Here is a 14811-nt window from a genome sequence, read left to right as displayed (position 1 = left end):
TTGATTTTTTGGCCAAAATTGCTTTATCAATGGGGGCAAGGTAAAAATTCTCCAGTGAATTCAATTACGCCTAGAGCACGCGGAAGATCTGAAACATTTGGACTTTTGCTATTTAAATCTATAAAATATGGATTCGCTGGATCATTTTGGCATTGATATCCTTCATTCTGAATAATTTTAATATAAACTGAATCGAGATTGGTTAAAATGATTTTTCTATGAGGGTAAGTAGTCTTGTCATATTCTATGTTATTAACGTCATTGGAATCAATGAAAGAATTTGTAATGGCTGGATTTCTGGAATCAAAAATAACCTCATTTGAATTTTCCAAAAGAATATGGAACCAATTTGCTGCTTCGGCTCGGTAATCCAATGCAAACTTTTGGTTTTTAAAATTCACCTTAAAATAATCAACATCGTCACAGGGATAAATTCCGCTGATCATTCGATTTTCTGTATTCAGTCCAGGAATCAAATAGTTTTGATTTGGTACATCGATACAAAAAGCAGATCCTTTTGAATGATTTGGCTCATAGGAGTTTCGAAGTCTTTCATAGGACATTTCACGTTCTTTCAATAGTAGGAACAAGAGTTCTTGTGATGTCGACTCTGGATCCCCACACTTACTTCCACAGGTAGTAATTAAACAGAAGAGAATCGAAAATCCTATCGTAAATGGGTTATTTATTTTCCAATGAGGCTTCAAAATTACTACCCTCCTTTTTAGTACACAGATTAGGTTTCGAAATAGATTTCCTAATATCTTGCACAATTCCTTTTTTTCACCGAATTTCTGATCGGTTGATGGTATCCCAAGAAACTGAATTTGCCCAGAACAAAAAAAGAATCTTCCTGAACTAATAAATTTTCTGCAAAATAGGTTTGACATTTATCGTTTATATATCTAATAGTTTATATAACCAATTAGTTATGAAAACACTCGATGCCACATTCTCTGCCCTCGCTGACCCCACGCGTAGAGCGATTCTCATGCGCCTTGCGAAAAGCGACTTAACGGTCATGGAACTTGCCAAACCGTTTCGAATGAGCCAGCCCGCTATTTCCAAACACCTCAAAGTTTTGGAACAAGCCGGACTTGTTTCCACAACCATTCGAGCACAGGAAAGGCCCCGCCGACTGGAAACAACACCACTAAAAACTGCAATGGACTGGATCGAAAAATACCGCCAGATGTGGGAAAAACGATATCAGGTGTTAGATGGACTATTGGAAGAATTACAAACAATACAAACAAAGGGAGAGAGACAAAATGAAATCCGAAAAAAATGAAGTGAAGATGGAACTTCGAGGCGAAACTGAGGTTGTGTTTACAAGGTATTTCTCTGCACCGAGGGAATTGGTATTTGACTGTCACACCAAACCTGAGTTAATGAAAAGGTGGCTGATTGGTCCTGAAGGTATGGTTCTTGAAACTTGTGAACAAAATCTAAAGGTTGGTGGCAAATACCTGTATCTTTATATGGATACAAAGGGAAACAAATCCGGGGTTTATGGGACATTTAAAGAGGTGGTTGTACCGGAAAAACTTGCCAATACCGAAAATTACATTATGGACATGTCAACCTTCGATCCGAATGCTCCCGAAGATCCGGCTGCCACATTCGAGTCACGGACCTTCACTACCGAAGGTGATAAGACGCTTATGACACACCTATGTAGATATGGTTCCGCCGAAGTGTGCAAGATGATGGTTGAATCCGGCGCAGCCGAAGGTATGGCAGAATGTTACTTGGAATTAGACAATTTATTGTTAAAGATCACTTAGAAATTGTATCCATACCTTTTGCTTTCCAGCTAGGGTATGGGTATTTTATTTTTTTAAATTCGCTAAACATTACTTAGGCGATCGATTGCTTCCTCTTTTGAACTCAGAAAAAAAACATCCTTTCCTTTGTTCATTTCATAAATGAAATCCTTTAAACTTTTACTGGAATAAATCGAAAAATCACCAACGATGGCGAGTTTCATTCGGTAGTTCACAATTTTTTGTAATACCTCTCCCGCAAGTCCAGTTTTTAGATCAAAGAAACTTTCGGGGAAATGGGATTGTTTCAGAACAAAACGTTCACACTGCGAATCGTATTGGATTGTGGCAAAAAAGTCAAGGGCCGAGGATGCGCACGTGAAAACTGGTTTGTCAGATTCGACTAGGGCGATAGTTATATTATTTTTTTGTGTTTTACGAATGTTCATTGGGTTGCTATGCGACGTTTCGAGTTTCTTAAGTGTAGTCTTCTATTTTGTAAAATTATTTATCCCACTGCAAACCAGGAGTTTTGAACTCAGTTCCTACTGGAAATATAAGATTAAATTTTTCTTTAAGAATAACTAATAATTCCTCCGGTGAATTGATTATTGATTTATGGGCTACGCCATTTTTATCACGTTCCGAGAATTCTCTGTTTACAAGTGTTTGTCTTTTTCCATCATCTCCAGCTTGTGCAACTATTAAACGATCTTTAAAATGTGATTTTGGATGAGCACTTGTGAACCAATTTGCTAGTTCACGATCAATTTCAGGCATTTCTTCAAGTGTAAATTCACAGACATCAATCCAGCCACTGGGGAAAAAAACTTGATGATAAAATTTATTATTTTCAGAAAGAATTCGTCTTGTTTCGTGATTTGTTTTTTGTTCAATATTTGGTATTAATTGAATAGCTGATGTTAAGGATACTCCTCCAACTCCAACATCAGTTAACCATGAAAGCCCATTAAGTTCTACACGAAGAAAAACATGTGTTCGAGGAGGAGTGTAATCTCTAGATTTATCTAAGCGAACCCTAGCACTGATAGGAGATACTTCAAATCCTAATTTTTTTAAAACATACAAGAGAAGTCCATTTTGCTCAAAACAATACCCTCCACGACGCTGAATAATTAATTTTTCAAAAATTGAATCTAAACTAATATCAATCCTTTTACCTAACAAAATATCTAAGTTCTCAAAGGGTATGTTTTGCACGTGTGAAAAAGTAATTTTGTTCAGCAAATCAAGGGAAGGAATCCATGTACCCTCATACCCAATTCTATCAAAATACTTATCTAAAAATAGCTTATCATTCAAAAATCAAATCCTAAATATTTTATAATTCTAATTCAAAATATATGAAACTTCTTAGCAGGTCACATAACTGTTGCTTGCCGAAAATTCAATCTAGAAAAATTATAGATAGTGAATATTCCTTCTGTTATATCAACCGATTACAATCGAAAAAGAAACTTCGCTCAAAACCTCCTACCAGCCAATCTCCTTCTTATCCCGAAAGAATTTTCCTGTAGGCCCACTGTCCGGTAATGTCGCCGCCCAAACAATTGTTTCCGCTCCTTTCTCGACTGGTCTTGTGGCACTGGCTCCACCCATATCGGTTTTGACCCAACCTGGACAAACCGAATTGATTTTGATGTTTTTACCAACGGCTTCCACACTCGAAAGACTGGTGAGTGCATTGATGGCTGTTTTGGAAATACGGTAAGCGGGGTAACCACCACCCATATCCGACAACTGTCCCATCCCAGAACTTACATTCACAATCCGACCAAAATTGTTTTGGATCATCATCGGTAGAAATGTCTGAATCAAACGAAAAGGGCCGTAGAGATTGACGAGAAGGGTTCTGTGTAAGTCTTCACTTGTCGTATCATAGAAAGATCCGGGATCGGCAAAGATTCCCGCATTGTTCACTAGAATGTCTAATTTACCAAAACTCCCCGTAATGGTATCCAAAGCACCGCCTATACTTTGTTCTTTGGATACATCAAGGGAAATGATTTCTCCCTTACCCACTGCCTTTACGGCCGCCAATGTATCCTCCGCTTCCCCTGGGTTTCTTGCGCCAATGAGGACATAGATTCCTAACTTTGCCAAATCAATGGAGACTTGTTTCCCAATCCCTCGGTTGGCCCCTGTGACAAGTGCAATGCGTTCCTTAGATTCTTTCATGGAATCAAATCTCCTTCGGTGGTCTTAATACAATTTAGACTTCAATCAACAGACTTTATTTCGATTTAGAAAGTTCTGTTAGCCATTTTTCTGTTTGGGCTTCGATAAAAGCTTTGTCGGTGATGACCCACTTAGACATCAGAACATGCATTCCATTTTCAACGACTACCTTTTTGTTGAGAGGACTCGGCGTTTTGTCCAAACCAAAGTTTGTATATCCTTCTAACATTTTAGGAACACTGGCCGTTGGGTCTTGTTCTTTTTCAGATTTATAGTAGTACAGAAGTAAGGTGGGGGAAGTTACCTTTCTAAATACTTCGGGAACGGCTGCATAGTTCCGTAAATCATTCACACCAACGAGGGCTGAAAAATACTGCTCAGGATACCAGTAGTTATTTCTTTCTGGTAACACTTTGGGATTGTTATTGTGTGCGGAAGCTCTCACTTTTCCTTTCAGTAAATGAATGAAGGTAAGTCCTCCTGGATAGTTTAAAATATTTAAACTTCCATCCACAGGAGCATAGAAGGGGTTAGCAAGAACAAGGCCATCCACTTCTTCCGGGTATTCGGATGCAAGCCAAGTAGCAAGGAGTCCTCCCATAGAACTTCCAAACACAACCACCCGGTCCCCTTGGGATTGCATCATATACAAAGCTTCTCTGGATGCATCCAAATAGTTGTTAAAATTTTGATCTCTTTGGTCTTCTTTGTTGGTTCCATGACCTGGAAGACGAAGTAAGTAAGTATTGGCTTTAAACTTTTTTGCCAATTTTTCCATAACTTCTTCACCCTCTGCACGTGATGCACCATATCCATGGATGTATAAAAATGCGAGGGGAGTTTTTTTACCAAAACTGATATAACGTTCTTCGTTACCCGGTCTGTGGTTCTTCCGTTTACTCTCTGTTAGCTTCTCTTGGAAGTAAACTTCAAAGTTCGCATAACTCAGGTTTGCTTTTGGTTCGTACTTCGGTCGTCCTGAGCACGAAACAAGGACAAAGGAAACGGTGATGAGGAGGACAGCCGACAGCTGTCGAAGGTTGTGGAATAAAGAACACGATTTAGCCATACAAATGGAAAATATAACATTGTATTTGCTTTCTTGTAAAGAGAGAAAAACCCTTGGCACAGGAAGGGTCGTACGAAAAAAGGTAGTAAATACCCATTCTCAGAAGGAACATCCCGGAATGTATAGCCAATTCACAGAGCAACAACTTGAAATCAGAGATTTAGTTCGTAACTTCGTAAGAAAAGAAATCCCACATGAAGTAGCATTGCACTGGGATGAGAAGAACCAACACCCAACAGAACTCATCAATAAAATGCGTTCGGAACTAGGAATTAATGGTCTTGTCATTCCGGAAGAATACGGTGGATGGGGTCTTGGTGCGATTGAACAGTGTTTAGCCATCGAGGAACTTTCTCGTGGATGTCTGGGAATTGCTCTCGGATTTGCTTACACTGGTCTTGGAATTCTTCCAATTCTTAAAGGTGCCACTCACGAACAAAAATTAAAATGGCTTCCTGAAATTGCGGACGGAAAGTTCGGAGTTTCTTTTTGTTTGTCTGAACCAGGTGCAGGTTCCGACGTTCCTGGTATGACCACTCGTGCTGAGAAAAAAGGCGACAAATGGATCATTAACGGAGCAAAACAATGGATCACTGGTGCCTCCGATGCACAGGCCTTTACTGTATTTGCTTATACTGATAAAAACCGCGGAACACGTGGTGTGTCTTGTTTCTACGTTCCGCGTAGTGCCAAAGGTCTTACTGTTGGTAAAAAAGAAGACAAACTCGGAATCCGTGCCTCTTCCACTCACCAAGTCATTTTTGAGGATTGCGAAGTTGGTGAAGACGCACTGGTCGGAAAAGAAAACCTAGGTTTCGTTTACGCTCTTCAAACATTGAACGCTTCTCGTCCCTTCGTAGCCGTTATGGGTGTGGGTGTGGCGCAAGCAGCACTAGATCACGCAGCTCGTTATGCACGTGAAAGAGAACAGTTCGGAGTTAAAATCGGAACTTTCCAAGCAGTGCAACACATGTTAGCTGATATGTCTATCAAAGTAGAAACTGCAAGAGAAATCACTTACAAAGCAGCTCGTCTTTCTGATGCAAACGATCCTAACCTTCCAAAATATTCTGCAATTGCAAAAGCATATGCATCTGAATGTGCGGTTCAGTGTGCTACTGACGCAGTTCAAATTTTTGGTGGATACGGATATACAAAAGAGTATCCTGTTGAGAAACTAATGAGAGATTCTAAAATTCTCACTATCTTCGAAGGAACAACTCAAATCCAAAAGAACGAAATTGCAGCTTACGTAATCAAAGAAGCAGCTTCTAAAAAAGACTAATTCGAATATTCTAATCGAATACAGAATGGTTTTTAAGAACCCTCTGGCAGATTGTCAGGGGGTTTTTTTATTTTATATCTTGGTAAACAAAGAGAATTTGATTCGGAGAAATACCTGGGGCATCTCCTCGTATGAATTTAGATTATTTTTATAATTCTTAGAATCATTTAAAAATAATCTTTACGTGCGAATTTTTATTCGTATTTTATAGAGATGTTCAAACAGACACTATCTCTCGTATTTGTTATCCTTTTCTCAATTCATTGTAAAGACGCTAAAAAAGAATCAGACGTTACTTCATTAGCTCTCCTTGCGTTACTTAACAGTTCATCTTGTACTACTACTTTTGGTGCGGGAGTGCCAGAGTGGATTCAGACTAGTTTTACTTGTGTCACAGTGTCTGTCAGCGGATCTAATTATGTATTTAAGTTTAATTCGGTTCCGACCTATAAGAGCATTTATTGGGGTTCCTCAAATTCGAATTATGAATCTACTATGTATGTAAATTCAGGCCAATCGAATTCGGCAAATCCCAATTTAATCAAATCACAAAACTATACCTTAACAGTACCTATAAATAATCAAAATACAACAGCAACGACTTCCGGCTTCGGAATGATCGGTGTATCAACCAATGGAATCGCCATTTATAATGATCAAGCTGCCCCAGGGGATGCCCTTACCACTGAGTATTATACATTCGATTCGGCGCAAGGTCACCCTACGAATACGGGAGCCTATCATTACCATGTAGAGCCTCCTAAAATTTCGAATAATGATAGTAAGCTGGTTGGAATTGCCAAAGACGGATATTTAATTTTTGGAAAAAAACATGACACAACTACTGCCGGTTTGACTACAGGTTTTACCTTAGGCGGTGTCAATAGTAGTACAAAGTGTACGGATGCTGGCTCAAGTACGTCTGTGCCAACCACTTGGGCGGGAGCCGCCAATTACAATACGATTAAGACTGCAAACACTCGTCATCATTATCATGTGAATAATGGAATAGAGGTCAATGGAATCCTTCTTTCAGGTAAACTGATCGGGGAAGGTGGATCAACAAATTAAATCGTTTATATTAAATCAAATTTGTGAATCATAACTTTATTTGGATCGCCATTCTTTTGTTAACCTCTCTCATTCATTGTGGAGAGGTGGTAATGGATAACGATCCGCAGTTAACTCTTGGTTTAGAAAGTATCTATTACCTTAAAGGCGAAAAGTTCTCAGGCAAAATGAAATCAGTACATCCGAATGGAACAATTCGGATCACTTCTTTTTTGAATGGTCTCGAAGATGGTCCTATGATAGACACCTATGCCAATGGCCAAATAAGCGCTGAGTTTTTTTATAAACAAGGTAAACGAATCGGAATTCATCGAGGTTGGTATGAAAACGGGAATCCTCGGTTTCAATATTCCTATAACGATGATTTACCAGTGGGTGATCATTGGGAATGGCACGAAGACGGAAAGGTGTATCGTTATGCAAAGTTTGACAATGGAATCAATATAGGGACTAAAGTTTGGCGTAAAGATGGTAAAATCTATTCAAATTATACATATTCTCCTGAACGTTTGTACGGTGTCGTTGGTTCTAAATTATGTTTCAAACTCAAAGGGGATGAAACAAATAAAAAAACAGTAATCAATCCATGAAAAATATTCGTTATTCTGGAATATTCATTAAATATGTTATTTTGATATTTTGTTTTTTCTCTTGTGGATGGTTTGGTCGTGAAGATGGTGAAAAAGATTTTAACTTAACATTCTTTGCTACTCCCCAAAAAGATAGGTTACCATACTTTCGTGGTAGTGATTTGGAAGTTTTCTGGATGGAGGGTGATCAACAACTACCTACAAATGTTCGTAAAGTAGATCCGTTTACATTTCAAAACCAACTGGGTCAAAGTATTGATGAATCACATTTCAAAGGAAAGATTACTATTGTATCGTTTTTCTTTGCTAAGTGTCATGGTCTATGTCCCAATATCATTCGTAATTTAAAATTTGTACAATCAGAAATCACCAAACGAAAAGACATTCAGATTGTTTCGTATTCTGTGACTCCAGATTTGGATAATCCTTTAGAATTAAAAAAATTCGCTGAAGAAAAGGGGATATATTCTCAATATTGGAATTTGTTAACAGGCGATCGGGAAAAAGTTTTTGACTTGGCACGTAACACGTTCCAGGCGGATACCAACACAACAAACAAAAACCCGAAAAAAGACTTTGTTCATTCAGAACAAATTTTTCTGATTGGCCCCGACTTACATTTTCGCGGAATTTACAATGGAAATCGAGGTGAGTCTATAAAAACAATGTTAGAAGATATCAAACTGTTAATGCGCGAGTTACCGACAAACAAACAGCAAACTCCAAGTAAAATTTGATATTTTTTAGTGACATAGTATAAGGCCTGTTATTCTAATTAGGAAACTTGAATGTATTAATTGTTCGGGCCACCCGGGCGGGCTAGTCCGGAGTCCGCGTTCGCTTCCCCCTGGTTGGCTTAAACGCCAAACCAGGGTGCCTTCGGCATCCTTCCTATCCCTGGTGGTGAAACTCCCAACTTCCAAATGTTAGATTTTCGTTTTTTATTAAAAAAAGGGCTGACTGCGATGTATCGATCGGACAAAATCATACTTCGGATTTTAGGGGGCGATGATTCGTTGTGAAAAAGAAAAAAAATGACAAAATAGAATCTTCTGCATCCTCTGTTTTGGGCCAAGGAAATAAACATGAGTTAATACTCCGTCAGATGGAATCTTTGGCAAAAATTGGTCATTGGGATGTAGACTTTGTGAATCAAACTCTCCATTGGTCGGAGGGAGTGTTCCATATTTTAGAAATGGATCCTTCTTCCATGCCCGTAGACTTAGAAACTGGATTTCAGTTTGTCCATCCCGATGACCGCGAACGTGCCATGTTGCACATGAAAGAGGTATTAGAAACAGGAATCGCTTATGATTTAGAATGTAGGCTCATCACCACTACAGGAAAAATCAAAACGATACGATCACTTGCCGATGTCATTCGGAACGAAAAAAACGAACCTGTGCAAATTGTCGGAATCTTTCAAGACATCACCGAACAAAGAGAAGCTTATCAAACCTTAAAACAACAAGAGCTGCGACTCAGTACCATCCTCCAATCAGAACCAGAATGCGTGAAAGTAGTTTCACCGGAGGGAATCCTTGTGGAGATGAATCCTGCTGGTTTACAAATGATCGAGGCAAATGGTCCAGAAGATGCTTTGGGGCAAAAGGTGGAAGATCTAGTAAATCCTCTTGATTTAAAATTTTATCAATCCATACACAATCGTGCTCTGCAAGGGATCAAGTCGAGTACAAGGTTTCGTATCATTGGTCTGAAAGGCACAGAAAGATGGATGGAAAGTACTGCCGTTCCACTTGCAAACCAAACAGGAGAAATTACATCGGTTCTCAGTGTTACCCGCGATATTTCAGACAAAGTCATTTCAGAGGAAAAACTGATTCGTATCAAACGAAACCAAGAAGCCCTCATCAATGGAACTACCGATTTGATTTGGTCTTTAGACTCTCATTTTTGTTTGATTGCAGCCAATAAACCATTTATGGATGTGATTGGATATCTCCGCGGAACGGCCGCTAAGGAAGGTGATTCGGTGCTTATTATGAGCCAAGGAGAAGCCTTCTATGAAAAATGGAAGGGGTATTATGAAAGGGGACTTTCTGGTGAGTGTTTCAAAACTTACGAAAGGTTCCTTAGCCCCATCACCCAACTGGAAGAACACCGGGAAGTATTTTTTAATCCTATTAGAAATCCTGACGGACAAATCACTGGCCTTGCTTGTTTTTCAAAAGACATCACGGATTTGATGGCAAAACGAATGGAACTAGTTGCTAGCGAAAAACGTTACCGAGCCCTTGTCGAAAATGGTGTCGATGTAATTGCTATACTCAGCACTGAAGGGAAGGCCAAATATGTATCTCCTTCAATCACCAAAGTATTGGGATATACGGAATCGGATGCAATGCACATGAACTTATTCGATTTTTTGCATCCAGACGATGTTCCCAAAATCATCAAACGATTGGAAGAGGTTCGTTCTATACCCCAAGGAAATTCCTTACCGAGCCATAATTTTAGAATCAAACACCAAAATGGTTCTTGGAGGTGGGTGGAGTCTACCATCACCAATCTAACCGAGGACGAAAACATTGGTGGGATCGTTGATAACTTTCATGATGTGACAGAACGTGTTTTCCAAATTACGGCCATTCAGACACAAAACGAAAAACTAAAGGCTATCGCTTGGACCCAGTCCCATGTTGTCCGAAACCCATTGGCAAAGATTATGGGAATTGTGGATTTGATCAAAACGGGAATTTTGTCGCCAGAAGAAGAACGGAAAAGTTTGGATCACCTCATCGAATCGGCTAAGGAATTGGACAGTATCATTCAGGACATTGTACTAAAATCCCAACGAGTCATAGTTCCCTGAATTAATTATTGAAGACTGTTTAATTTATCTTGCTTCTTCTACTAAATAAGTTCTAATTCGTAGCCATGGTTTTCTCAACTTTTCTTTCAGACTTAATTCTTTCCTTAGTTTCCCTGGCAATGGCATATCGATTCGTCGGGAAGTCTTCCATTCCTTCTCGTTCCGCTTTGTATGGCCTGGCCATCATTGGAATCTCTGCTGGACTTGGTTCGATCCATTTTTTAGGGATCAACACCCTTGATCCCATCTATCGTTTTTTTGTGGGATTGTCTGGATGTGTGGGAGTTCCGCTTCTCGGACTTGCATTTTTTCATTTTACTTTCCGATCTCTTTCGGAAAAAACTTTTTTCCTATTTATCGCCGTAACTTTTCTTCTCTACTTAGCATTTTCTTATCTCTATCCACTTGCTATTTATCCGACAGTCGTTGGTGGATTATCTATGTTTATCATTCTCATTAGTTCTCTGGTTCGTTTCCCGAGAAAATCAAATGCAGCCGTCATGGGAATCATCGGCTCTGTTTTATTTATTGTGGCAGGTCTTGTGATCGGAACCAAAGGATCAACAGGACCTGTTTTGAACGTTGATATCTTTCATATCTTACTTGCCATTGCTAATTATTGTTTAGCAGAGGGAATTCGAAAACTAAGTTAGATCAAAAGAGAAGAGTTTCGAAAAAAGTAAACAAACCTTCCTCATTGAGAAAGGTTTGTATTCCTCTTATAAAACTTGTTTCGAAATCCGATGGCAAACTTAACAAGTAGGATAAGGGCCGGCACTTCAATTAAGGGCCCAATCACTCCCACAAAAGCAACCCCACTTTGGATTCCAAATACACCAATGGCTACGGCAATCGCCAATTCAAAGTTATTTCCTGTTGCCGTAAAACTGACGGCTGCATTTTTTGAATAGTCCACTCCCAATTTGTATCCAATCCAAAGGCTTACAAAAAACATAATACCAAAATACAAAAGTAGGGGGATGGCAACACGAGCTACATCATCCGTTAATTCTAAAATCATTCCACCCTTCAAACTAAACATAACGATGATAGTAAATAGAAGAGCAGATAATGTTAAGGGCGAAATTCTTGGAAGGAATTTGGTTTCATAAAACTCTTTGGCACCAAACTTTTCAAACCCATACCGAGAAAGAAAACCGAGAAAAAACGGAATTCCCAGATAAATTCCCACAGTTTCTGCTATATCTGAAATCTGAATCGAAACTTCTGTTCCAGCCAAACCAAAATAAGGTGGTAAAATGGTTATGAATAGATAGGCATAAAAACTATAAAAGAAAACTTGAAAGATACTATTCAGGGCCACAAGTGCTGCCCCGTATTCTCTATCTCCCTCTGCCAAATCATTCCAAACAATCACCATGGCAATACAACGCGCTAGACCAATGAGTATCAGTCCCGTTCTGTATTCCGGTTCGTCGGCCAGAAAAGTAATCGCCAAAAAAAACATAAGGATAGGCCCAATGATCCAATTGAGAACTAAGGAAAGAGTGAGTAACTTTCCATCCTTAAATACCTTTCCCATTTCTTTATATTTCACTTTGGCAAGTGGTGGATACATCATCAGTATCAGCCCTATGGCCAGAGGGATATTGGTTGTTCCTACAGAAAGAGAAGAAAATTCAGAAACAACGGATGGTAAAAATTTTCCAATCAGTAAGCCAATGGCCATCGCACCAAAGATCCAAACGGTTAAAAATCTATCTAAAAAAGAAAGTTGTTTCATTTAACAACATCCTGCAGGTTCATTCGTATCTTCTATAGTTGCTTTAGGTGAACAACAAGCAGAACTTGTTTTTTCTAGTTTGGGAAAGGAAACCGCATCTTTTGGTAAACCACATGTTATCGTTGCTTTACATTCTGTTTTTCCATCTTTTAATTGGATGAGAAGATAATTTTCAATTGGATTCATCTCTGATACAAAGTATTGTCTCATCGCAGTATCTGCGTTCCCAAATTCAATTCTTAAAGTCGCCTCTTCTGGTATATCCATGGAAGAAGTTACTTTTTTTAAAATGGAATTCACTTTTGCGAGTGTCATTGATTCGGTATCTTTTTCTACTTTCGGTTCTAACACTTGTAAAATGATCTCAGACCAAGAATCTGTTTTCCCACCACAATCTACGGATTGGATGTTTGCCAGTTTGAATTCGGTGATATGATAGTTCGGAAATATGGTTTGGTTTTTGCCATATTCAAATTTTAAGTGAAGTTCTGGATATAAATCCAAATTAGTTTTAAAGTCGTTCCATGTTAGTGTTTTCATTCTACCCTCTTTTATAGTTCGTTCTTTACAAAGTTTTCGCAGTAGTTTCGAATTTCTTCTCTTGTATCTGCGAAGGCGTTTTTAATTTCTTCTTCTGATCCTACCTTTTTGGATGGGTCAGTAAAATTGTGGTGAAATTGTTTTGCATTTGTGGGGAAATAGGGACAGTTTTCTTTTGCGTGGTCACAAACTGTAATTAAGAAATCAAACTGGATGTCCTTATATTCATTGATATGATTGGAAGTGTGGTGAGAAATATCGATTCCCGCTTCTTTCATTGTCGCTATGGCTTTCGGATTCACACCATGAGTTTCGATTCCTGCACTATAAACATTGGCTTTGTCCTTTGCAAAAAATCGCATCCAACCTTCGGCGATTTGGCTCCTACAACTATTCCCGGTGCACAGGATTAAAATATTTTTTCTATTACTCACAGCAGTTCTCCGTTTTGTTATTTTTAAATTTTTGAATGAATTCGATATGTTTTGCAAATTCGTTATAGGCTTTGGAAAAATTATCCCAATGGATACAATAACAGGAAGAAGTCCCTTCTACTTCCCCCTTGACTAGCCCTCCCTCTTTTAATTCCTTTAAATGTTGAGAAACGGTAGATTGTGCCAAAGGAAGAATTTCTACAATTTCTCCACAAACACAGGTTTGTCGACTCGCCAATACTTCTAAAATGGCAAGCCTTGCCGGGTGGGAGAGCAGTTTGGTAAAGGAAGCAATCCTTTGAATATTCTCCGGGAATTCTGTTTTTTTGTTCTGGGCCATAGTTTATCGTAAATATACGATAAATGGACTCGACCAACTTCCGTCAAGGGGAAATTGGGCTTTTTTGAATTTGGGTTTTAAACTTTTTTTTTGGTTCTAGAAGTGCAATTATCTGGGGTCAGAGTTAGAGCCCAGAGCTATCAGGAATGACCACAGGTTCATCTGAAGTAGGGGTATCTGGTTTGACATCAGCTGGTGTGTATCCGTTGTCATTTGTTTGTGGTTTGGTGCGGTTGTCCCATTCCCCTGGATTTGGTTTTTTGTTTCCTTCCACAGAAAACAACCATCCCTCTTCTTGTTTGTTTTTTGCTCCTTGTTCATGAGGGTAGGAGTCAATCGGTCTGATTGTAATCGATACATATTGGATGATTCGTTCATCTTTTACCGGGTCAAGATACGCCAAACTATCGTTACGCCATCTGTTTTTAGTCCGAGTTTCCCGGCGAAAACTTTTCATTACTAAATCTAGGTCTTTGGAATACTTTGCGAAGTAAGCCCGAGGTGTTTTTGCCTGAATTACATAATACAATCCACCTTTTCTATGAAACAAAAATCGGTTGGAAACCAACTGTTTTTGTTCCGTGTAGTGTAACACAACAAAGACGGACTCGTCAAAACCGGCCACTTCGTTTTCTAACATTTTTTCGCGAACTAATTTTAAGTCAGGGTATTTTGTTAAAAATGTATCCACAGTTTCTTCAATGAACCGATCGATATCGTATTCCTTGGTGCGTCGGACAACATCAATTTGTAGGATGGCTTCTCGATTGGTTTTGGAAAACTGGATGCGTACTGTGTCGGGATGGCGTAAAACAGACTTCGCCCAACCTCTTGGATATTCAAATGCAAAACTCAAAGAATCTTCGATCCAGGTTGCTGCATCCAAATGAGAAAGAGTAAGACATAATAAAACAAGTAGGCAAAGTCGCTTTTTCATACT

The 14811-nt window shown here is 39.0% G+C and carries 18 protein-coding genes; 8 read left to right on the top strand and 10 right to left on the bottom strand.

Annotated features, from left to right (window positions below):
• Window positions 1-26: 26 nt before the first annotated feature.
• Window positions 27-578, bottom strand: a complete 552-nt coding sequence (locus tag LEP1GSC199_RS14120) for a hypothetical protein (protein WP_157356636.1) — start codon at window positions 576-578, stop codon at window positions 27-29.
• A gap of 353 nt (window positions 579-931) precedes the next feature.
• Between LEP1GSC199_RS14120 and LEP1GSC199_RS14110 the strand changes: the two genes are divergently transcribed.
• Both LEP1GSC199_RS14110 and LEP1GSC199_RS14105 read left to right on the top strand, forming a co-directional pair.
• Window positions 932-1291, top strand: a complete 360-nt coding sequence (locus LEP1GSC199_RS14110) for an ArsR/SmtB family transcription factor (RefSeq protein WP_002986229.1) — start codon at window positions 932-934, stop codon at window positions 1289-1291.
• Entirely contained in the window at window positions 1272-1787 is a 516-nt protein-coding gene (locus LEP1GSC199_RS14105; protein ID WP_002986474.1) for an SRPBCC family protein, read from the top strand. Before LEP1GSC199_RS14110 ends, LEP1GSC199_RS14105 begins: the two co-directional genes overlap by 20 nt.
• A 62-nt stretch (window positions 1788-1849) precedes the next feature.
• Here LEP1GSC199_RS14105 and LEP1GSC199_RS14100 read toward each other — a convergent pair whose 3' ends face one another.
• From LEP1GSC199_RS14100 to LEP1GSC199_RS14085, 4 genes are all read right to left on the bottom strand, one after another.
• On the bottom strand, window positions 1850-2215 hold the full coding sequence (locus LEP1GSC199_RS14100; RefSeq protein WP_002986369.1) for a DUF4180 domain-containing protein: 366 nt from the start codon (window positions 2213-2215) through the stop codon (window positions 1850-1852).
• Between the two features lie 55 nt (window positions 2216-2270).
• The gene (locus LEP1GSC199_RS14095; RefSeq protein WP_002986286.1) at window positions 2271-3089 is read right to left on the bottom strand and encodes an arylamine N-acetyltransferase family protein; all 819 of its coding nucleotides are present in this window, start codon (window positions 3087-3089) and stop codon (window positions 2271-2273) included.
• A gap of 171 nt (window positions 3090-3260) precedes the next feature.
• Window positions 3261-3965: an SDR family NAD(P)-dependent oxidoreductase gene (locus LEP1GSC199_RS14090; RefSeq protein WP_002986534.1), complete on the bottom strand. Its 705-nt coding sequence runs from the start codon at window positions 3963-3965 to the stop codon at window positions 3261-3263.
• A 55-nt stretch (window positions 3966-4020) separates the two neighbouring features.
• Window positions 4021-5094, bottom strand: a complete 1074-nt coding sequence (locus LEP1GSC199_RS14085) for an alpha/beta hydrolase (protein WP_002986513.1) — start codon at window positions 5092-5094, stop codon at window positions 4021-4023.
• 58 nt (window positions 5095-5152) lie between these two features.
• Between LEP1GSC199_RS14085 and LEP1GSC199_RS14080 the strand changes: the two genes are divergently transcribed.
• The 6 genes from LEP1GSC199_RS14080 to LEP1GSC199_RS14055 all read left to right on the top strand — a co-directional run bounded on the left by LEP1GSC199_RS14080 (window position 5153) and on the right by LEP1GSC199_RS14055 (window position 11466).
• Window positions 5153-6319 carry an acyl-CoA dehydrogenase family protein gene (locus LEP1GSC199_RS14080; RefSeq protein ID WP_002986503.1) on the top strand — a complete coding sequence of 389 codons (1167 nt, stop codon included), beginning with the start codon at window positions 5153-5155 and terminating at the stop codon, window positions 6317-6319.
• Between the two features lie 213 nt (window positions 6320-6532).
• The gene (locus LEP1GSC199_RS14075) at window positions 6533-7390 is read left to right on the top strand and encodes a YHYH protein (RefSeq protein ID WP_002986250.1); all 858 of its coding nucleotides are present in this window, start codon (window positions 6533-6535) and stop codon (window positions 7388-7390) included.
• A 23-nt stretch (window positions 7391-7413) separates the two neighbouring features.
• Window positions 7414-7980 (top strand): toxin-antitoxin system YwqK family antitoxin, encoded by a 567-nt coding sequence (locus LEP1GSC199_RS14070; RefSeq protein ID WP_232420793.1) that lies wholly within the window; start codon window positions 7414-7416, stop codon window positions 7978-7980.
• A complete protein-coding gene (locus LEP1GSC199_RS14065; protein ID WP_002986401.1) occupies window positions 7977-8717 on the top strand; it encodes an SCO family protein in 741 nt (246 codons plus the stop codon). Before LEP1GSC199_RS14070 ends, LEP1GSC199_RS14065 begins: the two co-directional genes overlap by 4 nt.
• Before the next feature lie 281 nt (window positions 8718-8998).
• Window positions 8999-10813, top strand: a complete 1815-nt coding sequence (locus tag LEP1GSC199_RS14060; RefSeq protein ID WP_002986296.1) for a PAS domain S-box protein — start codon at window positions 8999-9001, stop codon at window positions 10811-10813.
• Between the two features lie 65 nt (window positions 10814-10878).
• On the top strand, window positions 10879-11466 hold the full coding sequence (locus tag LEP1GSC199_RS14055) for a DUF6962 family protein (RefSeq protein WP_039926915.1): 588 nt from the start codon (window positions 10879-10881) through the stop codon (window positions 11464-11466).
• 41 nt (window positions 11467-11507) lie between these two features.
• Here the strand turns inward: LEP1GSC199_RS14055 and arsB are convergent, their stop codons facing one another.
• From arsB to LEP1GSC199_RS14030, 5 genes are all read right to left on the bottom strand, one after another.
• Window positions 11508-12557, bottom strand: coding sequence for an ACR3 family arsenite efflux transporter (gene arsB, locus LEP1GSC199_RS14050; RefSeq protein WP_002986540.1), 1050 nt, complete (start codon window positions 12555-12557; stop codon window positions 11508-11510).
• A complete protein-coding gene (locus LEP1GSC199_RS14045; protein WP_002986346.1) occupies window positions 12558-13097 on the bottom strand; it encodes a DUF6428 family protein in 540 nt (179 codons plus the stop codon). It lies immediately after the preceding gene.
• Between the two features lie 11 nt (window positions 13098-13108).
• Window positions 13109-13531 carry an arsenate reductase ArsC gene (locus LEP1GSC199_RS14040; RefSeq protein WP_039926912.1) on the bottom strand — a complete coding sequence of 141 codons (423 nt, stop codon included), beginning with the start codon at window positions 13529-13531 and terminating at the stop codon, window positions 13109-13111.
• A complete protein-coding gene (locus LEP1GSC199_RS14035; RefSeq protein WP_002986329.1) occupies window positions 13524-13871 on the bottom strand; it encodes an ArsR/SmtB family transcription factor in 348 nt (115 codons plus the stop codon). Before LEP1GSC199_RS14035 ends, LEP1GSC199_RS14040 begins: the two co-directional genes overlap by 8 nt.
• 124 nt (window positions 13872-13995) lie before the next feature.
• Complete coding sequence (locus LEP1GSC199_RS14030) at window positions 13996-14808, bottom strand: hypothetical protein (protein ID WP_002986211.1); 813 nt, start codon at window positions 14806-14808, stop codon at window positions 13996-13998.
• Between the last annotated feature and the right edge of the window lie 3 nt (window positions 14809-14811).

It is taken from the genome of Leptospira vanthielii serovar Holland str. Waz Holland = ATCC 700522, assembly GCF_000332455.1.
Classification (GTDB): Bacteria; Spirochaetota; Leptospiria; order Leptospirales; family Leptospiraceae; genus Leptospira_A; species Leptospira_A vanthielii.
This window is presented reverse-complemented; position numbering and strand designations above follow the sequence as displayed.

Excerpts from the sequence above, each read along its gene's own strand:
- LEP1GSC199_RS14110 (WP_002986229.1), top strand. The coding sequence starts at position 932 with ATGAAAACACTCGATGCCACATTCTCTGCCCTCGCTGACCCCACGCGT.
- LEP1GSC199_RS14105 (WP_002986474.1), top strand. The coding sequence starts at position 1,272 with ATGAAATCCGAAAAAAATGAAGTGAAGATGGAACTTCGAGGCGAAACT.
- LEP1GSC199_RS14100 (WP_002986369.1), bottom strand. The coding sequence starts at position 2,215 with ATGAACATTCGTAAAACACAAAAAAATAATATAACTATCGCCCTAGTC.
- LEP1GSC199_RS14090 (WP_002986534.1), bottom strand. The coding sequence starts at position 3,965 with ATGAAAGAATCTAAGGAACGCATTGCACTTGTCACAGGGGCCAACCGA.
- LEP1GSC199_RS14080 (WP_002986503.1), top strand. The coding sequence starts at position 5,153 with ATGTATAGCCAATTCACAGAGCAACAACTTGAAATCAGAGATTTAGTT.
- LEP1GSC199_RS14075 (WP_002986250.1), top strand. The coding sequence starts at position 6,533 with ATGTTCAAACAGACACTATCTCTCGTATTTGTTATCCTTTTCTCAATT.
- LEP1GSC199_RS14065 (WP_002986401.1), top strand. The coding sequence starts at position 7,977 with ATGAAAAATATTCGTTATTCTGGAATATTCATTAAATATGTTATTTTG.
- LEP1GSC199_RS14055 (WP_039926915.1), top strand. The coding sequence starts at position 10,879 with ATGGTTTTCTCAACTTTTCTTTCAGACTTAATTCTTTCCTTAGTTTCC.
- arsB (WP_002986540.1), bottom strand. The coding sequence starts at position 12,557 with ATGAAACAACTTTCTTTTTTAGATAGATTTTTAACCGTTTGGATCTTT.
- LEP1GSC199_RS14045 (WP_002986346.1), bottom strand. The coding sequence starts at position 13,097 with ATGAAAACACTAACATGGAACGACTTTAAAACTAATTTGGATTTATAT.
- LEP1GSC199_RS14035 (WP_002986329.1), bottom strand. The coding sequence starts at position 13,871 with ATGGCCCAGAACAAAAAAACAGAATTCCCGGAGAATATTCAAAGGATT.
- LEP1GSC199_RS14030 (WP_002986211.1), bottom strand. The coding sequence starts at position 14,808 with ATGAAAAAGCGACTTTGCCTACTTGTTTTATTATGTCTTACTCTTTCT.